25 protein-coding genes are annotated in these 20582 nt (G+C 44.4%); 4 read left to right on the top strand and 21 right to left on the bottom strand.

The annotated features are described in order from the left end of the window. Positions 1–42: 42 nt before the first annotated feature. The 9 genes from rsbU to acpS form a co-directional block, all read right to left on the bottom strand. On the bottom strand, positions 43–1050 hold the full coding sequence (gene rsbU, locus NSQ09_RS08505) for a phosphoserine phosphatase RsbU (RefSeq protein WP_003234295.1): 1008 nt from the start codon (positions 1048–1050) through the stop codon (positions 43–45). Positions 1051–1061: 11 nt separating this feature from the next. Beyond that, positions 1062–1463, bottom strand: coding sequence for a serine/threonine-protein kinase RsbT (gene rsbT / locus NSQ09_RS08500; protein ID WP_017697001.1), 402 nt, complete (start codon positions 1461–1463; stop codon positions 1062–1064). A gap of 3 nt (positions 1464–1466) precedes the next feature. Then, positions 1467–1832 (bottom strand): RsbT antagonist protein RsbS, encoded by a 366-nt coding sequence (gene rsbS / locus NSQ09_RS08495; protein WP_003225190.1) that lies wholly within the window; start codon positions 1830–1832, stop codon positions 1467–1469. Positions 1833–1836: 4 nt separating this feature from the next. After that, positions 1837–2661, bottom strand: a complete 825-nt coding sequence (rsbRA, locus tag NSQ09_RS08490; protein WP_009966610.1) for an RsbT co-antagonist protein RsbRA — start codon at positions 2659–2661, stop codon at positions 1837–1839. A gap of 114 nt (positions 2662–2775) precedes the next feature. Continuing rightward, positions 2776–3126 carry a type II toxin-antitoxin system endoribonuclease NdoA gene (gene ndoA / locus NSQ09_RS08485; RefSeq protein WP_341030937.1) on the bottom strand — a complete coding sequence of 117 codons (351 nt, stop codon included), beginning with the start codon at positions 3124–3126 and terminating at the stop codon, positions 2776–2778. A 4-nt stretch (positions 3127–3130) separates the two neighbouring features. Beyond that, complete coding sequence (endB, locus tag NSQ09_RS08480; protein ID WP_003225183.1) at positions 3131–3412, bottom strand: type II toxin-antitoxin system antitoxin EndoAI; 282 nt, start codon at positions 3410–3412, stop codon at positions 3131–3133. A gap of 115 nt (positions 3413–3527) precedes the next feature. Continuing rightward, positions 3528–4697 (bottom strand): alanine racemase, encoded by a 1170-nt coding sequence (gene alr, locus NSQ09_RS08475; RefSeq protein ID WP_341030934.1) that lies wholly within the window; start codon positions 4695–4697, stop codon positions 3528–3530. Positions 4698–4810: 113 nt separating this feature from the next. Next, entirely contained in the window at positions 4811–5827 is a 1017-nt protein-coding gene (locus NSQ09_RS08470) for a LolA family protein (RefSeq protein WP_072557167.1), read from the bottom strand. Positions 5828–5992: 165 nt separating this feature from the next. After that, positions 5993–6358, bottom strand: a complete 366-nt coding sequence (gene acpS / locus NSQ09_RS08465; protein WP_014475874.1) for a holo-ACP synthase — start codon at positions 6356–6358, stop codon at positions 5993–5995. Between the two features lie 94 nt (positions 6359–6452). Between acpS and NSQ09_RS08460 the strand changes: the two genes are divergently transcribed. Next, complete coding sequence (locus NSQ09_RS08460) at positions 6453–7052, top strand: rhomboid family intramembrane serine protease (RefSeq protein WP_042977090.1); 600 nt, start codon at positions 6453–6455, stop codon at positions 7050–7052. Positions 7053–7303: 251 nt separating this feature from the next. Here NSQ09_RS08460 and NSQ09_RS08455 read toward each other — a convergent pair whose 3' ends face one another. The 5 genes from NSQ09_RS08455 to NSQ09_RS08435 all read right to left on the bottom strand — a co-directional run bounded on the left by NSQ09_RS08455 (position 7304) and on the right by NSQ09_RS08435 (position 13840). Next, positions 7304–8785 carry a PH domain-containing protein gene (locus tag NSQ09_RS08455; RefSeq protein WP_341030930.1) on the bottom strand — a complete coding sequence of 494 codons (1482 nt, stop codon included), beginning with the start codon at positions 8783–8785 and terminating at the stop codon, positions 7304–7306. Continuing rightward, positions 8775–9254, bottom strand: a complete 480-nt coding sequence (locus NSQ09_RS08450) for a PH domain-containing protein (RefSeq protein ID WP_003234318.1) — start codon at positions 9252–9254, stop codon at positions 8775–8777. Before NSQ09_RS08450 ends, NSQ09_RS08455 begins: the two co-directional genes overlap by 11 nt. A 172-nt stretch (positions 9255–9426) precedes the next feature. After that, positions 9427–10911 (bottom strand): degradosome RNA helicase CshA, encoded by a 1485-nt coding sequence (gene cshA, locus NSQ09_RS08445; protein ID WP_003246685.1) that lies wholly within the window; start codon positions 10909–10911, stop codon positions 9427–9429. Between the two features lie 399 nt (positions 10912–11310). Continuing rightward, positions 11311–12684 (bottom strand): UDP-N-acetylmuramoyl-tripeptide--D-alanyl-D-alanine ligase, encoded by a 1374-nt coding sequence (locus NSQ09_RS08440; RefSeq protein WP_041336795.1) that lies wholly within the window; start codon positions 12682–12684, stop codon positions 11311–11313. Positions 12685–12754: 70 nt separating this feature from the next. Beyond that, positions 12755–13840 (bottom strand): D-alanine--D-alanine ligase, encoded by a 1086-nt coding sequence (locus NSQ09_RS08435; RefSeq protein WP_041336797.1) that lies wholly within the window; start codon positions 13838–13840, stop codon positions 12755–12757. A gap of 153 nt (positions 13841–13993) precedes the next feature. Between NSQ09_RS08435 and NSQ09_RS08430 the strand changes: the two genes are divergently transcribed. Continuing rightward, positions 13994–14314: a thioredoxin family protein gene (locus NSQ09_RS08430; RefSeq protein ID WP_003234326.1), complete on the top strand. Its 321-nt coding sequence runs from the start codon at positions 13994–13996 to the stop codon at positions 14312–14314. Positions 14315–14328: 14 nt separating this feature from the next. On the opposite strand, the gene NSQ09_RS08425 is transcribed toward NSQ09_RS08430, so the two are convergent. Continuing rightward, positions 14329–15201 carry a cation diffusion facilitator family transporter gene (locus tag NSQ09_RS08425; RefSeq protein WP_014475869.1) on the bottom strand — a complete coding sequence of 291 codons (873 nt, stop codon included), beginning with the start codon at positions 15199–15201 and terminating at the stop codon, positions 14329–14331. Between the two features lie 246 nt (positions 15202–15447). Between NSQ09_RS08425 and NSQ09_RS08420 the strand changes: the two genes are divergently transcribed. Further along, complete coding sequence (locus NSQ09_RS08420) at positions 15448–15612, top strand: Fur-regulated basic protein FbpA (protein ID WP_003225157.1); 165 nt, start codon at positions 15448–15450, stop codon at positions 15610–15612. Continuing rightward, positions 15566–15745 carry a Fur-regulated basic protein FbpB gene (fbpB, locus tag NSQ09_RS08415; protein WP_010886410.1) on the top strand — a complete coding sequence of 60 codons (180 nt, stop codon included), beginning with the start codon at positions 15566–15568 and terminating at the stop codon, positions 15743–15745. The genes NSQ09_RS08420 and fbpB overlap by 47 nt, the downstream gene beginning before the upstream one ends. A 22-nt stretch (positions 15746–15767) precedes the next feature. On the opposite strand, the gene NSQ09_RS08410 is transcribed toward fbpB, so the two are convergent. The 6 genes from NSQ09_RS08410 to NSQ09_RS08385 all read right to left on the bottom strand — a co-directional run bounded on the left by NSQ09_RS08410 (position 15768) and on the right by NSQ09_RS08385 (position 20487). Continuing rightward, positions 15768–16913: an acyl-CoA dehydrogenase family protein gene (locus NSQ09_RS08410; RefSeq protein WP_041336800.1), complete on the bottom strand. Its 1146-nt coding sequence runs from the start codon at positions 16911–16913 to the stop codon at positions 15768–15770. A 128-nt stretch (positions 16914–17041) separates the two neighbouring features. After that, positions 17042–17377 carry a hypothetical protein gene (locus tag NSQ09_RS08405; RefSeq protein WP_144459191.1) on the bottom strand — a complete coding sequence of 112 codons (336 nt, stop codon included), beginning with the start codon at positions 17375–17377 and terminating at the stop codon, positions 17042–17044. 94 nt (positions 17378–17471) lie between these two features. Beyond that, positions 17472–18239 (bottom strand): ABC transporter permease, encoded by a 768-nt coding sequence (locus NSQ09_RS08400; protein WP_017697009.1) that lies wholly within the window; start codon positions 18237–18239, stop codon positions 17472–17474. Continuing rightward, positions 18232–19158: an ABC transporter ATP-binding protein gene (locus tag NSQ09_RS08395; RefSeq protein ID WP_014478890.1), complete on the bottom strand. Its 927-nt coding sequence runs from the start codon at positions 19156–19158 to the stop codon at positions 18232–18234. The genes NSQ09_RS08400 and NSQ09_RS08395 overlap by 8 nt, the downstream gene beginning before the upstream one ends. Next, positions 19151–19315, bottom strand: a complete 165-nt coding sequence (locus NSQ09_RS08390) for a hypothetical protein (RefSeq protein ID WP_341032539.1) — start codon at positions 19313–19315, stop codon at positions 19151–19153. The genes NSQ09_RS08395 and NSQ09_RS08390 overlap by 8 nt, the downstream gene beginning before the upstream one ends. 119 nt (positions 19316–19434) lie before the next feature. Then, the gene (locus tag NSQ09_RS08385) at positions 19435–20487 is read right to left on the bottom strand and encodes an AI-2E family transporter (protein ID WP_015252777.1); all 1053 of its coding nucleotides are present in this window, start codon (positions 20485–20487) and stop codon (positions 19435–19437) included. Positions 20488–20582 lie beyond the last annotated feature (95 nt).

Here is a 20582-nt window from a genome sequence, read left to right as displayed (position 1 = left end):
CCTTCAAATCACTAGTTGCTTTATACCCTCGTCTGACAGACGTTAAACCTTTCTTCGCAAAACAATTAACGTAAAATCATCGTGAAGCTGAAAATCCTGCAATTTGAGGAGGCTGTCATAAATGTTTTTGACCATTTCCTGCGCGGAGGAACACATATGTTCCTCAATGAGCTTCTGCAGATCAGGACGCTCCAAGAAACCGTTTTCCGTTCTGCATTCTGTGACGCCGTCAGAAAATAAAACAATCATATCGCCCTTTTCCAGATGCTGATCGAATTGTTTGTAGTCATAGTCCTGTGAGATGCCAAGAACGAGTCCTTTGGCCTCTAAATCGTAAAACGTGTTGTCCTTTTGAGAATAATAGAATCCCGGTTCATGTCCTGCTGAAGCATATGTAAATTGATGCTTGTCCATATTGTAATTCGCATAAAACATCGTAATAAACATACTGGCATCAACGTTTTGTTCAACAACACGATTCAAATTTTTCAGCACTTGAGAAGGGTGTATGCCCGTTTCCGGCAAAGAGTCCATTGCGTATTTAATCATGGACATGCATAAAGCCGCTGGAATGCCTTTTCCGATCACGTCCGCGATTGCGATATTGATGGATTCCTTGTCTTTGACAAAGTGGTAGTAATCACCGCTCATCTGTTTAGCGGGAACACTGATGGCGCCGATATCCAGCGCTTCCTCCTGAGGAACTTTAGTTCCGAGCAGCGTCTGCTGGACATTTGCCGCGATTTCAATTTCTGATTTGATTTCCTGCTGTATCCCTCTAAGGGTTTGATGCTCCTGATAAGCCATTCCATAACCAATCATGACTTCTATTAAAAAATCCAGCGAATGAAACACATCTTCCGGGAGACTTGGATACAGCTCCTTCAGCACTTTTCTATGAATGCTGATGATTTCTTCCGGAGGGATTTGGTGCTCGATTGTTTTTCGGCTGAATTTTTGGGCTTGATATAAAGATGTTTCTGTTAATTCGGCTATATATCGGCTAAGCAGCTGATGATACCGCTGCTCAATAACCTCCCTAAAATCCACGTTCTTACCTCCTACCGAAGCCATTTGATGGCTTGTATCTCTGTTCCTTCCCCCGATACGGAATTTAAGCTGAATTCATCCATCAGCCTTTTGACCCCGGGAAGTCCCGCACCAAGTCCTCCAGACGTTGAAAACCCGTCTTCCATGACTTTTCGGATATCAGGAATTCCCGGCCCTTGGTCTTCCGCTATAATTTTCAGGCCTTTTTTTCCTCTGTCTGCGACCTGTTCAATTCCAATCTGCCCTTTGCCGGCATATAAATAAATATTCCTGGCTAATTCTGAAATAGCCGTTGTAATTCTAGCCTGGTCTACCGTGCCGAAACCCAGTTCTTTCGCAACGTTTCGTCCCAGCTGTCTGGCGGCCACAATATCCCATTCTGTCATGATTCTTACACAGGATTGGTCGTTCATTCGCTATTCCCCCAATTCCCGCTTCAATGTCTCAAGCCCCTGCTCTAAGTCGAGCGCAGTTTCGATTTCCTCAAGCGCGATTCCAAGTTCAATCAGCGTCACTGCCACAGCGGGCTGAATGCCGGTCAAGACGACTTTTGCCCCCATTAACTTAGACATTGTAATGACGTCGCCCAGCACTTTCGCGATAAATGAATCAATCATATCCACAGATGTCAGGTCAATGACGACTCCGTTAGCACCTGTTTCGTATATTTTATTTAATAAGTCTTCTTGAAAGGTTAAAGCTGTTTGGTCATCAAGTTCCCACTGAATGGACACTAATAAGCAATTATACAGTTTCAAGATCGGGATTTTCGGATGTCTCAAAATGTTATTCCCCCAATGAAACGATTTTTCGATCCGTCATTTCCAATGCTGTTTGAATTCCTTTTTGCAGGGTATTCTTAGTTATAACTTGGGATAAATCAATCCCCAGGTTGACGATTGTTTGAGCAATTTCCGGACGGATTCCGGCCAGCAGGCATTTTGCTCCGACAAGCCTTACAGCTTCTGATGCCTGAATAATATGATGGGCAACCATCGTATCGACGACAGGGACACCTGTAATGTCAATCAGCACGACTTGGGAACGGTGTTTGACGACGCCATTAAGAAGATTTTCCATAATTCGTTTCGCGCGTTCAGTATCAATTGTTCCGACAAGAGGCATCACCGTGATATTTTCAAACACCGGGATAAGCGGCGCAGACAGCTCTTGCAGCGCGATTTTTTGCAGGGATACTGTTTTTTCCCATGAGATTGAGTATTGATTAAAAATTTCTGTGTTAATCGGGCTGAAAAAGCGGTCAATCTGCCAGATTAATTCCGTGCTCTCTTGATCTGGCAATCTCTTATCATTCATTTTCGTGTAGAGACGCTTCCAGAATTCAGCAAGCGCAGTAGCCAAAAACTTCATAGACAGTCCGATTTGGACCGCTCGAAGCGCCAGTTCGCTGATTTGGCTTTCAGCAGCGTTTTCGTCCTTAACAGACAGCAGCAGAATGTCGATATATTCTTTAGATATATTTTCATACACTTGGTCAGTCAGCTGATAGGATTCTTGCTCGCTTAATTCTTTTAGTGTGTCAGTCCACAGTTGGAGCAGTTCATTTTGATTTTCGGCAATGAACTGGTATACAGTCTGATTCGACATCAAATTCGCTTACCTCCCAATAAAAAACAACATATTTTTTCGTTATTTCACTATTATATCGTTTATGTTTTTTGAAAACAAAAAAAGTTGCTCTATTTGAGCAACCTGCAAATATGTCTAAAAATCAATGAGTGCCAAACTGATTTGTAAGGCTTCATCAACCTTATACATCATTTCATCATCCAGATGAGTAATCTTATCCGTTAACCTTTGCTTGTCAATCGTCCGAATTTGCTCCAGCAAAATAACGGAATCTCTTTCAAAACCGTAGCGTTTTGCATCGATTTCGACGTGGGTTGGTAATTTCGCTTTCTGTATTTGTGCTGTTATGGCTGCAACAATAGCAGTTGGGCTGAAGCGATTTCCGATGTCATTTTGGATCACTAAAACCGGGCGCACCCCGCCTTGCTCTGAGCCAACAACAGGAGATAAATCAGCAAAATAAACATCGCCGCGTTTCACAATCAAATGATTATCCTCCGCTGACTAAGCGCTCAACTGTCGTTTCAGCCTCGCACTCCGCAAAGTGAGCCTCAGAAGAAATATTCAGGTTGATTTTCGCCATTTCCATATAGCCGCGTCTCATCAAATCACGGTTGTGACGAGTTGTTCGTTCGCTGACATACGCTCTCACTGCTTGTGATATCAGTTCGTTTCTGCTTCGTTTCTCCCGCATCGCTACACCATCCAATTCAGCTACTAGGTTTTCGGGCAAGCTGATTTTCATTTCGGTTCTTGCGCTGGATTCAGACAAAAAACATACACCTCCACCAAACTTACGGATACGACTCTTTTATCCATCCAGTGATAATGATACCATTATTCACTCTTCAAGCAAAGCTGTTTTATGAATTCTCCATTTAGGTAAGTTAATTGCTTGTATTTACCTGCAATAAAGGATTTCTTACTTCCATTATACTCCCATTTTCCAAAAACATACGGGGAACACGGGAACTTATTGTACAGGCCACCTCATAGTTAATGGTTTCGAGCCTTCCTGCAATCTCATCCATGGAAATATATTCATCCCCCTGCCGGCCTATTAATGTGACTTTTGTGCCCGGCGGATATTCCTGATCCAGCTCCACCATAAATTGGTCCATGCAAATTCTGCCGGCAATTTTCAAGCGTTTTCCCTTCACAAGGATGTCAGTCCCTTTCAATTGTCGGAGCCAGCCGTCCGCATAGCCTACAGGCACCGTCCCGATCCATGTGTCTTTTTCTGCTGTGTACTCGGCTCCGTAGCTGACGCTCTCGCCTTTTCTGATCAGTTTGACATGCGACAGCGTCGAATGCAGGGTAAATGCCGGACGCAGCTGAAACGGTATCTCGTCCGAAATGTCAGCAGACGGGCGAAGGCCATACATGCCGATGCCGAATCTGACTGCATTAAAAAAGCCTTTTTTCAGCCGGAGTCCGGCGGCGCTGTTCGCGCAGTGGACCATCAGATTCTTTAACGGCAGCGGAGCAATCAGCTCTTTAAAACGCTCAAACTGCATTAAGAAATAGCCTCTTTCTTTTTCATCCGCTGTCGCAAAATGGGTAAATACCCCTTTGCACTTTAAACGAGGGTTGCGGTCAAGAATTGCCATCACATTCTGAACTTCTTCCTCTGTTTTTACACCAAGCCTGTTCATCCCCGTATCGACCTTCAGATGAAAATGAAGAGAACCTTTTTTCGTGTGGCGGGCTGCCTCCTGAAGCCATTCAACAGAATAACCTGTTAAAGTCACGTCATACTCAGCAGCGATTGCCACATACTCTGGGGGAACCGCGCCAAGCACCAATATAGGCGCCTTCAATCCCTTTTGGCGCAGTGAAATCGCTTCATCCAAAATGGCCACAGCCAAGCATGAGGCACCTGCGTCAAGAGCAGCCTTTGCTGTTTCTGCATCACCATGCCCGTAGGCGTTTGCTTTCACAACTGCCATCAGGTGGACATGTTCACCGATATGTTTTTTCATATTGCTGACATTTTCCTTTATCGCGGACAAGTCAATTTCCGCCCACGTATCTCTGTAAAAAGGTTTTGTGCTCATTACGACACTTCCTAGCTTTTATTCAATATCATTTACATATCATACTAAAATTAAAGGCTAAAGGGAAACGATGTCTAACGAAAAAAAGGCCAAATCATGTTTGGCCTTTGTTGTTATTTCGATGATTGTCCCTGCATGCTTTTCGCTACTGTTACCATTTCCTCTTTAGAAAGATCTTTAGAAGAGAGAAGGTAATCTACACCTTCATATGTCCATGACAATGATGCATCCGACAAGGCGCCGATGGTGTAGCCGAGATTTACCGGTTCGCCGTTCAGCGTAACGGAGGAGGAAGCCTTGGCAATCTGGGCTTTTTCCTGAATTAACGTAAATGACTTTTCTCCTCCGTACGTCATGATGATGCGCTTCCCGTCTTCAGTAGATATATCTTTTTCTTCAAGCAGCTTGACGCCAAGCGGCAGTTCCAGCGGCGTTTTGACCGCAAATGTATCGGAAGGCTTCGCGCTTGTGGCGACATCCATTTGAGAAAGGGTCATATTTTTCTTTTCATCAAATGATTCTTTATCAAATTGTTTATTAAATTCAAAGCTGCTGAATTCTACTTTGACCATCACTTTCCGGTCAGTATCCATCACTTTGACAGATGACGGGCTCATATCTTTTTTGTTAAATGTGATTTCTTGCGTGGGCAGCATTTTGTTATGCTGATAGTTTGTTTTTGTTTCGAATACGTATTTCTTTTCTTTCGCTGTGAAAACTGCATCCGAATCGTTTTGAACATCCTTTACGAGCGATTCAAACAGATAAACCTGGCTGCTGTTGTTCGGCCAATCGCTTTGAAATCTGAAGCTCTTATTTAAAGACGGCGTGAGAACGAATACTCCGTTTTCATTTCGTAAAATGACTTGATTTTGGTCCTTTTTCGGATTTTCTAAATAAACCCTGTACAGAGACGGCTTTTTGTGCCAGATTTCCACATTGTATACTTGAGGCTCACTCCCTGTCTCGATGGTCATTTTCGCTTTTGCTTTGTACGAGGTGTATTCTTTCGCCTTTTCATCTAACCCGGCCACAATATCTTGCTGTGTTTTTTGCCCGCAGGCAGAAAGAATAAGAACAGCAAGCAGTCCCGTTAAAAGCAAAACAAAGCTTTTTCTCACCTTTTTCAACCCCTTTTTCTCAATTGATGTAAAAGGAAGAAATCGCTTGTTTGACTTTAACGGTACGCTCGGTACACGTTTAGGCAGAACAGATGCGTACCATAAAAGCCTCAAACAACTTGTCTCCCTTAATGCACTATCAAATATATGAGTGGGGTTTCCCTAATATGCAGACTAGCTTGACAACCTTTCAATCACAACCTGCGCGGCAGCGTATTCTTTTGTATGAGTGATCGATACGTGAACGGCAGCCTGGCTCAGTTTCGTGCAAATGATATAGGGCTTGCCATTTTGGTCTTTCCTAATTTCAATGTCCTGAAAGCTGAGCTGCCTCCCAATACCGGTGCCAAATGCTTTCGAGAAAGCTTCTTTTGCCGCGAATCTGCCCGCGAGAAATTCGATTTTTCTTTTCTCAGAAAGCTCATGGTATTGGTCAAGCTCGCTTCGCGTCAAAATCCGCTCGGCAAACCTTTTCTGGCGTCCAGCCATAGAGGCGATCCGTTTAAGCTCGGTAATGTCCAGTCCAATGCCGTAAATCATGTATGATAACCTCCTTTGCGTACGTACTATTTAAATGGTTTGTCTCATAAACGTGTTACTATAGATATACCAAAATGAAGAAAAGGGGCTCGGAATGTTTATACGGACTGAAAATTTTCAAACGTTTATCAGGCTTTACCCCGTTGTCACTTTTATATTGGCTTTGCAAGCTGTTCTCTGGCTGTTTTTTTCACTTCCTGCCCATTCAGTCGTGTTATGGAGGGATACCGTCACAGGCTATAATCTAGGTGTCGCAAACGGTGAATGGTGGCGGCTGATCACACCAATTTTGCTGCACGCCGGTTTCACACATCTGCTGTTTAATTCCATGTCCATCTTTTTATTTGCCCCGGCTTTGGAACGCATGCTGGGAAAAGCGCGTTTCCTTCTTGTATACGCCGGCTCCGGCATCATCGGCAATATCGGCACTTATATTACAGAGCCGCTTGATTACGTGCATGTCGGTGCTTCAGGCGCAATTTTCGGGCTATTCGGCGTGTACCTGTTTATGGTTCTTTTTCGCAATGAGCTAATAGGGCAGGAGCATTCCAAAATGATCATCACACTGCTCGCATTTGCCGTTCTCATGTCGTTTATCAACTCCAATATTAACATGATGGCCCATCTGTTTGGACTATGCGGCGGGCTTCTTCTTTCGTTTTTATGCGTGCAAAAAAAAGAGCGGCGGTATTAACCGCCGCTTCAGATTGTTGACAAAATCCTAAAATGGTTTTCATTTTAGGATTTTGTCATCTTTTCAGCGTGATTGAAAACCCTTGAAGTCTAGGAAGGACGAGCATAGGAGCGGACTTTCACAGGATGTGATGACGACGGCGTTTAGGCAGGACGCCTGAGAATTTAGCCGTTGATCCACTTCGCATTGAGCACCGAAGCGCAGTCCTGACAACGAATGCGAGGGTTTGCCGACACGCTGGAGCGGCGGTATTAACCGTCCGCTTTTTCATATGAGTACCAGTTTAAAATGAAGGCTGCATCCTCTTCACCTACATCCCTCACCGTTAATTCTTCCATATGGCTCGATGATTTCACCGAAGTAGAAATGGTATACAAGCGGCCTTTCTTTTGGAAATAGGATTGGCTGAACTTGCAGACCTGCATTCGTTTTTTCAGTACAATGGCGGTTGTTCTGCCTATAAATCTAGACGTCAGCTGAAGACGGTCCCCGTTGATCGTCCATGCAGCCTCTTTATACGCGAGATAGCCGAAGAGCAACTCTATCGGCAGCAGGATGGCTGACAGATAGCCCCATGGCTGAAAGAAGATACATAACGGAATGATCAAAAAGAGTGAAAAAATGACAGAACGGAACAAATAGCGTTTCAACGCGCGCCGCGGCAGGCGGCGGCAGTTTTCTTCCAGCGTATATTCCGGCGTAAATGTTCGGAGCATGTGCGGAAGCTTTTTTTTATGAATCATTGGAAAGAGAATGGTCAAAGCGCCTTCTTCTTTTTCCCGGTCGCCGCCTCCTGCGCTGACGATGGACACCGTTACAAAGCCGAAAAGCTGGCGAATGATATTTTCTTTGATTTTAATGGCTTGTATTTTTCGCAATGGAATCGTGACTTGATGTTTTTCAATAATTCCCCTTGAAATCACAAGTTCCTGCTCTTTTTTTATGATTTGAAAGTTCGCGTATCTAAACATCATGCCCGCGATGCTGAAAATCCAGGCGATAAATAAACCGATAAAAATCAGTACCGCGTAAATACCGATGCTGGCGTGCTGAAGGAAGGAAAATTTATCAAATAACCAATCCATTGGCAGCACTTCATCAAGCTGGGAAATAAGTGCAAATACAGCGGAGATAATGACTCCGATTCCGCCGGAGGTAGAAGCGGCCATGAGCAATTCTTTCGCGTTCATGCGATAGTGCTCTTGCGCCTCAACGGCCGGAACCAACTCCTCTTCAGCTTCAAGCCGTTCTTCATCAAGTTCATTTTCTCGTCTTTGCGCTTTTTTCTTAAAGACAGCTTCTTTGATGCGTTCCGCTTCTTCAACAGAAATAGCAGAAAGAACGGCTTCTGCCTCCTTGCCTCCGCCTGCTGTTTCAATTTGCAGCTTCACAAGCTTAAAGATTTGCTGGACAAGGCCTGCGCTCGTATTCATCGTTTGAATCCGATCAATCGATATGTATCGCTTTTTCGTAACAAATAAGCCTTCTTCGATTCTAAATTCATCATCTTCAATTCGATAGGTAAACCTTCTCCATTTGATAATGCTTGCCGCTACAAGCCAGATGAATAGCACACCGAGCGCAATGGCTCCGTAAAAACGGACAGTATGGTTTGAATTGACAATATACACAAAAAAGAATGGCAGAATGATATTTTTTATCGTTTGAATAATGGTATGGCATAAATTCAAAATGACTGCTGCCGGGTGCAGGCGTTTCGGTTCAGACATCATCGTCAGTCACCCTCGCCAGACGGGAAATGGAGTCTCTCAGCCGATCCGCTTCCTCCATCTCTAAAGCGGGGATCGAATGAACGGTCGCGGCCGTGGAAATTTTCACCGTTGCCAGGTTGTATTTTTTTAATAATGGCCCTTGTGACGTATCGACGTGCTGAACTCTGACCATCGGAACAATCACACGTGTTACCACAAAAATACCTGACTGAATATCTATTTCATGTTCATGGACTTCATATCGCCACACCTTATGACGGACCTTCGGAATGATAAAGACCGTCACAATCGATCCCAACAGCCAAACCGCGCCGAGCACGCCGCTGATCCAGTACGGCCAATGAAAATAATAGCTTAACACTGCAACTGCAATGACAATAAGTAAGCAAACAGCGGATATGATGATCTCTTGAAGTCGCCAAACCTTTAATCCGTCTGGACTGATTTGGTTTTTTGGCTGCTCTCTCAAAAATACCTACCTCCCTTTTTTTCGTCGTTATTTATACGTCTCTTTTACAGAAAGGTTTCATTCTTAAGCATACAGAGAAAAATGGCTTCCGTCAGCTGAAAATTTGCTGAATAACAAATCGCGAACATAAAAAAGCCCAAAACATCATGTTTTGGGCTCTGAATCGATCAAATTAGTAAGATTTTTTCTGGCGTCTGTCACCTGAAGAACGGCGATCGTTTGAACGCTTTTTGTCATAGGAAGAACGGTTGTTGCTTTTCCCTTTTCCGCCGCGGTAGCCGCCGCCTTGACCGTCTCTGCGTTTAGAAGAGCGCTGGTTCTTGTAGCGTTTGCTGACCATCGGCGCTTCGTCTGTTAAGCGAACCGGTGTGTCGTCTGGCTCTTTTGTAGCCATTTTGATAGCCGCCGCAACCACTGTTACTGCATCATGATCTTCAAGCAGCTCAGCTGCCGCTGTCATGTAGAAGTTCAGGTTGTTTTCACTGATTGTCGTGCGAAGACGTTCAACAGTAACCTGCTGCTGGCCTTCTAACGCTTCATCAAGTGTAGGCTCCTTCATGCGGTCCATTTTGCGTTTTGTTGTTTGTTCAATTGCGCGAAGCATGCTTTTCTCACGCGGTGTAATGAACGTCATCGCCATACCTGTTTTTCCTGCACGGCCCGTTCTTCCGATACGGTGAACGTAGCTTTCAGGATCTTGAGGCACGTCGAAGTTGTATACGTGTGTAACACCTGAGATATCAAGTCCGCGAGCGGCAACATCAGTTGCGACTAGAACTTCGATTGCGCCTTCTTTAAATTTACGAAGCGCAACCATACGTTTCGCCTGCGTTAAGTCACCGTGAATACCTTCAGCTGCATATCCGCGAAGGTTCAGGGCTTCAGCCAGCTCATCGACACGGCGTTTTGTACGTCCGAATACGATCGCAAGCTCAGGAGACTGAATGTCAAGAAGGCGAGTCAGTGTATCGAATTTTTTGCGTTCTTGCACTTCCAAATAGAACTGCTGAATGTTAGAAACCGTCATTTCTTTCGCTTTTACTTTTACGTGTTCCGGCTCAGTCATAAAGCGCTCTGCAATACGTTTGATCGGCGCAGGCATTGTGGCAGAGAACAGAAGTGTCTGATGCTCGCTTGGCACGTTTGAAAGGATAGATTCAATATCATCAATGAATCCCATGTTCAACATTTCATCCGCTTCATCCATTACAACAGTATTTACATTGTTTAAACGAATGGTGCGGCGGTTGATGTGGTCAAGAAGACGTCCAGGTGTTCCGACAATAATATTCGGATTCTTCTTTAACGCCCGGATTTGCCGTCCAATATCCTGTCCGCCGTAAATAGGAAGAACCTTCGCACGTTTATCTTGTCCGATTTTATACAATTCTTCAGATACTTGAATGGCTAATTCACGGGTTGGCGCGATTACGATTGCTTGAATATTAGGAGACTCGGGGTTAATTTTTTCAACAAGGGGTATACCAAACGCAGCTGTTTTACCTGTACCTGTTTGCGCTTGTCCAATGACGTCTTTATTTGAAAGTCCGAGCGGTATCGTTTGTGCCTGAATCGGTGTTGCTTCTTCAAATCCCATACGATTAATTGCTTTCATGAGATCAGAACTTAAATTAAAATCTTGAAACGTTATAGTCAAATTATTCAAACTCCTTCTAATTGCTGTTTCAGTAATGTCGTGATTTACCACTTATAAAACTGCCCTTTAGACAAGAAGGACAGGATCCATCCGTATACAAAGCCCGAATTACTTTAAGTTTTATCTTACCATTACACTATTTGTTTTTCAATAAGATGAGAAGCAGATCGGCATCTCGAATATGCCGGCTGCTGCTCCATCCGCTCCCAAGAATCCAGCGGAGAACTTCGGGTCACGATGAAAAGTCCGGACGAATATGTTCGTATCGCGAAATAACCTATATATATTGTATCATAGCCGCAGCCGGCCAGATATACATAATTTTCGGCCGGCATACATTAGTGTTTGCACATCATGTTATTTTATGATGCAATATGCGTTTTTTCGCAAAATATTTTCTTACGAAAGCGGGCTCTCTATTAAATCTTTAACGATTTCTTCAAGCTTCATACCTCTGGACGCTTTGAATAAAATCAAATCGCCTTTTGATGCGTTTTCCTTCACAGCTTGGAGGAGATCTTTTTTCTCAGTGTAATGGCTGACGCGGTCTTTCTCAAAGTGTTTCAGGGCGCCTTCCGCGATAAAAGCTCCCAGTTTTCCGTACGTAAAGACGCGGTCAATTTTCTCAGGGCTGATCACAGCGCCGCACTCTTTATGGAACGTTTCTTCAAGATCGCCGAGCTCAAGCATATCACCGAGCACGAGCATTTTTTTGCCGTAGCCTTCAAGGCTTTCTGTCAATTGAATTGCAGCTTTCATAGAAGTCGGGCTCGCATTATAAGCGTCATTGATTATCGAAAGGCCGCTGTCTGTTTTGATGAGTTCAAGTCTCATACCGGTTACCTTAAGGCCGCTCAGTCCTTTTGCCGCATCCTCAGGCGCGATGCCAAAATAAGCCCCTGCAGCAATTGCAGCCATGGCGTTCATCACATTGTGCTTGCCGAGTATCGGAATAAAAAACGTTTTTTCTATCCCTTTGATTGTAAAATGGGTTCCTTCCTCACCCTGGCTGACATCCTGAAGCTGATAATCATTATGCGTTCCCGTACCGTACGTTTTCGTCTGGCAGCTGTATGCATTTTGAAGGAGCGGTTCGTCCCCGATATAAATCAGCACTCCGTCTTCTTTAAGCCCGTTAATGATTTCAAGCTTCGCCTCCGCGATGCCCTCTCTAGAGCCGAGGTCTTGCATATGCGATTCGCCGATATTCGTAATCACTGCCGCATCCGGGTTTGCCAGGCGGCTCAAGAGGTCAATTTCTCCTTTGGCGCTCATTCCCATCTCCAATACGGCGATCTCCGTATTTTCAGGCATCGCTAAAACTGTCAGCGGCAAACCGATATGATTATTGAAGTTTCCTCCAGTTTTGTGGACACGGTACTTGGTCCCCAGTACGGCGTGAATCATATCTTTTGTTGTCGTTTTGCCATTGCTTCCGGTTACTCCGATGACACGCGTGCCAAGCTCCTGCAAATAGGCTTTTGCAAGCTGCTGAAGTGCAGTAAGGGTATCGTCCACTAAAATGACGGCGTGATTCTCGGGCGGATTTGGTACTGACCGATCCCAAAGAACAGCCGCTACACCAGCTTCAAAGGCCTGCTCCACAAAAGAGTGGCCGTCAAAACGTTCCCCTTTCAGCGGAATAAAGAGCTGATGTTGTTCCAGTTTTCTTGTATCGGTTGCCACTCCATGAATGACTGTTTGTTCATATTGCGGATTTGTTAGTGTGCCATTAACCATTTCGGCAATGTTTTTTACTGTTCGCTTAATCAAGTAAGGTCCCTCTCTTTCTTTTGTATATACGGGAAAAAACACTGCCCTTTACCGGCAGTGTCCTTCTTCATTAGAATGTATGCTTAATCAATTGTTTTTCAGCGTGGCGTTCTTTTGCAAGCTCCACAAGCTGTTCAATCAGCTCAGCATATTCCACTCCGGCTTCTTTCCAGAGCAGCGGGAACATGCTGAAAGGTGTAAAGCCAGGCATTGTGTTGACTTCATTGATCAGAACTTCGCCGTCAGCTGTCAGGAAAAAGTCCGCTCTGACGAGTCCTGAACCGTCGATGGCTTTAAACGCTTTGATCGCCATATCACTGATTGTTGCGTATTCCTCATCAGACACAATCGCCGGAATCATCAGATCAGTATCTCCATCCTCATATTTCGCTTTGTAATCGTAGAAATCTGTCTTCGGTGCGATTTCTCCCACAACAGAGCATTTAGGATCATCATTTCCAAGAACGCCGATCTCAATCTCGCGGCCGTTAATTCCTTCTTCAACGACGACTTTGCGATCATATTGGAAAGCAAGCTCAAACGCTTTTTGCAGTTCTTCACGGTTTCGGCATTTGCTGATTCCGACACTTGAGCCGAGGTTCGCCGGTTTTACGAAGCAAGGGTAGCCTAATTCCTGTTCAACCTGCTCACAGCTTTCTTTCGGAGAACGAGTCCAGTCTTTCTTAAGGAAAGCTGCGTATTTAGCCTGAGCAAGGCCGGCCTGAGCAAATAAATGTTTCATGACAACTTTATCCATGCCGGCTGAGGAAGCAAGCACTCCGTTGCCGACATAAGGAATGTTCAACAGCTCGAGCATTCCCTGGATCGTACCGTCTTCTCCGTTCGGTCCGTGGAGGAGCGGGAATACGACGTCGATGGCTTCATTTTGCTGTGACGCTTCCTGCGGAAACATCTCCTGGTTCAGGGCAGCTGGAGAAAAAGCACTGCCTCCTTGCTCAAATTGAAGCATTTTCACGTTTGAAACAGGTTCAGTTAAACGGGCGCCTCTAACCCATTCGCCTTTTTCTGTTATATAAATCGGATGTATATCAAACTTCTCAGTATTTAGCGCTTTGATTACAGCCAGAGCCGTCTGCAGGGAAACATTATGTTCTGCCGACTTTCCTCCGTACACTAATCCTAGACTTGTTTTCAATGGATACTCCCCCCACTACAATTCATCTTTACTATCTTATCATTTTCACCGGAAAATGATCTAATTATTTTTGGGCATGCTGATGTTGAATGCATTTGTATGTAATTCCTTTTTATTTTATATTAAAATGGCATTGAAAAGGAGATGTGACATATGAAAAAAATCACAACAAACGAACAATTTAATGAACTGATTCAATCCGATAAAGAAATCATTGTAAAGTTTTATGCTGATTGGTGCCCAGACTGCACACGCATGAATATGTTCATCGGCGATATTTTGGAAGAGTACAACCAAAACGATTGGTATGAGCTGAATAAGGACGAGCTTCCTGACCTGGCTGAAAAATACCAAGTAATGGGCATTCCCAGCCTGCTTATTTTCAAAAATGGTGAAAAAACAGCTCACCTTCACAGCGCCAATGCCAAAACGCCTGAAGAAGTGACTGAATTTTTATCTGAACATATAAGCTAATTCGTTAAACAGCCTTATTTTATGTCGTCAGGCTCTACATGAACATGAACATGAGTGACATCGTGTTCATGTTTTATTTTGTCTTCTACTTCATCCGCCACTCCATGGCCTTCTTCTACTGTAAGCTTCGGATCAACCGTAATGACCATCTCGATATGAACTGTACTGCCTAAATACCTCGCTTTCACATCCTTTAGGCGATGCACATTTTCGATCCTGCCGACGGTCTGTTTGTAAGGCTCAAGATCTTTTAAATGGAAGCCGTCTGTTAAGGAATGTGAAGCGTCTTTAAAGATATCCCACGCAGTTTTGCAAATGATGATGCCGATGATAAAAGCCGTTACCGGATCAATCCACGGCAGCTTCAGCTGGGACGAAAAAACACCGATAAACGCGCCGGCGCTTACAAAAGCGTCTGACCTGCTGTCCTTTGCTGCTGCCATCAGGGCAGAGCTTTTAATGGACGCTGCCAGCCTTTTGTTATATAAATAGATGCCATACATAAACACAGCACTGCCTAACGCCGTCCATGCCGCGATAAGATTTGGCGTTTCCGTTGTGCCGCCCGCAATCGCTTTTCCTCCGCCGATTAACACTTCAATGCCGACTGCCATCATAATAAAAGACGCAACAAGAGACGAAATTGTTTCAGCCCGATAATGGCCGTATGGATGATCGCTGTCAGCCGGTCTTTGAGAAATCCGCAATCCTATCAGCACTGCTACTGACGCAACAATATCTGTTCCATTATTTAACCCGTCTGCTCTCAGCGCTTCAGAATGATATAGAATCCCGATGACTAGCTTTACAACAGCAAGAATGACATATGCAAAAATATTGAGGAGCGCCCCTTTTTCTCCCTTTTTCAGATTTTCTGTCCGCTCCATTGAATACCAGCCTCCATTCTATTACATAGTATGGTTCAAAACATGAAAAATAGCAGGGTGCGTTCAATGAAGCGGAATATTTCGACAGCAAATTATTGCCCGGGAAACTTTTTGTCGATTTGTTGAATGTTTGTAAATTAGCCAAGAATAGGACTCTTTTCATCTTTACAGGCGATTGCGGACATTGTATACTGAAGTTAATTGATAATGATTATCAATATCGTTTGATTGGAGGTTGGTGACACAATGACACCTCAGTCTGCAGAAATCAGAAAAAAACAGCTCATTCATCTGTTAATACAGAATGGTATATACAAAAAGTCAAAGCGTCATCTGTATGAATTGTCGCTGACGGAGTTAGAAAGTGAATACAAACATGTCAGGAGGGCGCCGGAGCATGCCGAAGCGTAAAGTGAAAACTTACCAACAGCTGATCCAGGAAAACAAAGAGGCGATTATGGGCAATCCAAAGCTGATGAACGTTATTTATGACAGGATCGACCGCAAGCATCAAAAAAATCTGCAAGAGCAAAACAATACATAAAAAGAGCCGGTAAGGCTCTTTTTTATGACTCAAACGCTTCAGCTGCCAGCTTGTGTATCACGGCGTCATCCATCGGCGGGTTGTGAAGACCGGCTCGCACATCACGGTAATAGCGCTGAAGCGGGTTGGTTCGTTCCAGGCTTTTGGCCCCGACAATTCTCATCGCTTTATCAACAACAGACAGCGCAGCGTTTGTGACGATATGTTTCGCCGCACCGAGCTCGCTGGTCAAGTGTGGACGCCGCTCCGGATCGTCATACAATTGAGCGATATGGAAAAGAAAGTGTCTGGCATTGAGCAGTTCAAGCTCCATTTCGCCTGTTCTTTGCTGTACGGCCGGGACATTCTTGATCGGTCCATTCAAGCTGTTTGGAGAATACTTCGATGCAAATTGCACTGCATAGTCACGAGCAGCTTGAGCCACACCAAGATAAATCGCAGGAATGTGAAGCAGCCAGCCATTCGGCTTAGCTCCACGAGGCCCTTGAAGCAGTTCCACCAGCTTATTCTCATCAAGCATGACTTCGTTCAGTACAAGGTCATGGCTCCCAGTCGCCCGCATCGCCATCATATCCCACGTTTCTTCAATCGACAAGCCGGGATCATCTTTATGAATGAGAAACACGCCTGTTGTTTGTTTGTCCTCAATCCATGCGGTTACTAAAAAATAATCCAGAGCTTGTGACATCGTCGTAAAGGTTTTTCTCCCGTTCACTGCCCATTTGCCATCCTTTTTGACGGCGTTTGTACCGGGACGCCCTCCTCTTGTCGGGCTTCCGGTTTTCGCTTCAGTCGCCGCCCTGTTAATGACAGCTCCGTTTTGGACTTCCTTGGCAACAAATGCAAATACGTCTTCATCCCAGCTGTTGCCTTCTCCAAGCTCCCCGATCACGCTCAAATGCCAGCCGATGCTAAGAGCCGTCGGAGCATCTCCCCGTGCAAGCCGTTCTTGAAACAGGAGCATATCGTAAACAGAAATGCCCCCTCCGCCATGAGATGCCGGCAATGTTAATGCTGTATACCCAGCATCACGCAGTTTTTGTATTTTCTCTGCAGGAAAACGTCCCTGTTCGTCATCTTCAGCAGCTGTTTGCTGAAATTCATCCGCAATCCGTCCGATTTTCTCCATCCATTGCCGCTGTTGATCGTTTTGTATAAATAATGACATCCGGCAGCCCCCCAAGTTTTAATTCCGATAAATTTAATATGTATTATAGATTTCCTGCCATTTTTCCGCAACTGTTAACCTTTTGTCCAGTATAGAAAAACACGCCGTTCCCCAAGGGAACAGCGCGATTACACAGGATTTGCATCCCGGTCTTGCTTCATGCCGAGATAAATCAGCATATATGTCAGGTAACCCATCGTCATCACCAGGCCGCCAAAGAAAAAGCTTGAGAAAATCGGCTCTTCAAAAGCGGTCACTGCGGCCAACACAATCCAGCTGGCATACAGATAGATGATAAAATAGCGGATGCCCGTCTTCATTTTATATATCATGTACAGTCCCACGAGAGAAAACAATCCAAGCGCGAGCCTGAAATAAACAAGATGTTCAAACTGAAACACGAATGACACAAATGAGAATCCAAGCAGCAATACGATCGGTAAAGCGGTAATAAAGTTCCTCAATCGAGACACCTCCGTCAGTACCTTTAGTATAAACCAAAATATCAAATGATATTGATTTACGTGAGCTTTTTCACAAAAATGTCATTCCTTGCCTTTAGACCCGAACATCCCGTTTACAGAAGCACCACCAGCCAACAACGATGAAGAATATGGCATGTATGATGAGAATTCCAATTGAAAACAATGGCGTCATGCCTGAAAACAACGCTGTCTCTCCGCTTCTGTATTGCGTAAAGTCAGTGTTCGCAAAAAGCAAAAAGCTGCCCCACTTGTTTTCAAACAACTTCATGAGCTGAACAAGTGTACTCGCTCCGTATAAAACGACGAAAGAGACAACAACTGCTACCGCGCTGTTGCGGAACAGCGAAGAACAAAGCAGCCCGAATAATCCCATCATTACAGCATCAAGCCAGTTTGACCCGATCAGCGCCAAGGTGTTGACCAGCAATGTCTTTGATTCCGCAGTCACCGATGTGCCAAAAAACACGAGACCGAATAATAATGCCAGAATGTAGTATGCCAGATACAAATAGAAGCTGACCATCACGACTGTGATTAATTTTGACCAAAAAACCTTTTGGCGTTTAACCGGACGAATGAGCAAAAATTTGATCGTCTTTTTATCAAATTCCATCGAAACAATTGTTGCTGCAATTACGATCGTTAAAGCCTGCAGCAAAATGTTCAGGCTCGGTGTATACGATAAATAGCCGATGAAGTTTTCATCTGTTCCAGCACTGATGACAATCCGTTTAATGATCAATGCCATGAAGAATTGAAAGACAGCCATCAGGATAAGAGAAACCAAAGTGACCTTCCGATTAAAAAGTTTCATATGTTCATTCCAAATTAATTTAGACAAGCTCTTCTCCCTCCTCTTGATGAGCTGTTGTCGCTTTTATAAATTCGTCTTCCAGTGACTGCGTGTAAGGCGTAATGGAAAATACATTCAGATCTTGTCCGACAAGTGATCGGTTCAGCTCCGGTATGTTTTCTTTTGCCACCTCAACTACAATCGTCCCGTCTTGGCTCTCAGCTTGATATTGATTGCCTGTCAGCCAATTGAGCGCTTTTTCTTGCGGCTGCACTTCTATAATCGCTTTTTCTGTGGTTTGGCCAGTTCCTTGTAAGCTGACTTCCGCTTTGATCTCACCTTTTTGAATGATGATGACACGGTCGCACAAGTCTTCAACCTCGCGCAATAAATGAGTGGCGAACAGGACAGCTGTTCCTTCCATTTCTGCGAGTTCCTTAATATGATCGCGAAAATCCTTCATCCCCGCAGGATCGAGGCCGTTTGTCGGTTCATCTAGAATGAGAAGCTTCGGCCGGTGAAGAATTGCCTGGGCGATTCCCAGACGCTGGCGCATCCCAAGGGAATAGGTTTTCACCTTATCATGAATCGCTGACGTCAGCCCGACACGTTCCACCACTTCATCAAGCCGTTCATCCGCTATTTTTTTGTGCATATTCGCAAAGTGCTTGAGGTTTTCCCAGCCTGTCAGGTACGGATAGAACTCAGGGTTCTCAACAATCGCTCCAACCGCTTCCATCGCTTTTTCAAACTCTGTATCATGCTGGAATCCGCTGATTGTCACGCTTCCGCTGTTTTGTTTCAGCAGCCCGACGATGATACGGATGAGTGTTGTTTTTCCGGAACCATTTGGACCGAGAAGGCCGATGATTTCACCCTCCATGACGTCCATGCTGATCTGTTTTAAAATCTGTTTAGACCCAATCTTTTTATCGAGGCCTTCAATATGTAAAATCGGCTCAGCCATAAAGCCTTCCTCCTTTTTCGACAAAAAATAAACAGTGCCCAACATTAGGCACTGTTTGTATTATAGCATTTGTTGCTCCCAAATGTTTGGTTAAACCGATGATGAGCGTTTGCTCCGACTGTTTGTTCTTTTCAGTTTCTGTAATGATGACAGGCATTGTCACCTGTTGTGTTCACCACTGTGCGAAGCAATGCCAAGCTCCGATTCCGAGTCTTAATTCCATGCCTTGAACAGGCAGGCCGGCAGATCGAGGCACACTCATTATTCGATTTTAAACTACATTTTATCGCTATTCTCTCGGGGTCCTTTAGACCTATCTTCCTTGTTGGTGACATCCAGAATATCAAGGAGAAACACAAAGATCGGAATCCCGATAATTAAACCCCAAATGCCGAAGAAGTGTTCAGAGAAAATGAGTACTGTGAAGGTGAAAAAGATTGGCAGCTCTGTTTTCGCCGACATCAGCTTCGGATTTAAGAAATAGGTTTCGATCGCATGAATGGCGAATATGACAAGAACAATGTAGAGCACATACATTCCACCGCCAGTGCTGTAGGCGATAATACTGAGCGGAATCAGGGAAATGACGACGCCTGCTACAGGGATCAATCCAAGGAAGAACACCATAATCGAAAGCCCAAACAGCTGCGGAAAATGCATAATCCAAAGCGCGATAAACGTCAGAATACAGTTGACGAGCGCAATGATAAATTGAGCCTCGAGCACCTTGCCGAACGTTCTTGCAAATTTGCTTCCGAAAAAAGCAATCTCCTCATAAAAGACCCTCAGTTTGCTCGTTTTAAATTTCGCCATGAATTCAGAAAGCCGTTTTTTCTCAAATAAGAAAAACATGCTGAGAATGAGCGCCATCACGACCTGCAAGCCGAATGTGCTGATATCGGCCAGATACGTATACACTACATTGAAGCCCTCTTTGACATATGAACTGATGTTAATATCTCCGAAGACACTGGTGATCTCATCAAAGAAAGGGATGCTGTCAGGATGATACGCAATATGTTTAATCTGCTTTACCAGCTGCTGGATCTGTGCCGCGACGACCGGATAAAACACAAAGCCCCCGACTGTGAGCAGCACAGCCAGCAACATGTAAAGAAACGTAATGACAACCCGCTGGCTCACGCGGAAGAACTGGCTTACAAACTGCCGCACGACAAGCTCCAAACGATCCATTAGAAATGTGAAAATGAAGGTAAGCAATATTAAGTTGATCATGCTCTTAAATAGATATAACACACCAGTTAACACGACAAAGATGGAGAAACGCCTTACTCCCGGGTGCTGAAAAAATTTAACTAAAGCGGCCATTTATACACTCCTGTTAGGACAAACGTCCTTCATTCAATATAGTATCCATTTGTAAATTATATAACAAAAAAATGCTGAGGTCTCTGTCCTTACCT

It is taken from the genome of Bacillus sp. FSL W8-1202 (assembly GCF_038006165.1).
Taxonomy (GTDB): Bacteria; Bacillota; Bacilli; order Bacillales; family Bacillaceae; genus Bacillus; species Bacillus subtilis.
The sequence above is the reverse complement of the archived record's forward strand: the minus strand, read 5'-3'. Positions and strand labels throughout refer to the sequence as shown.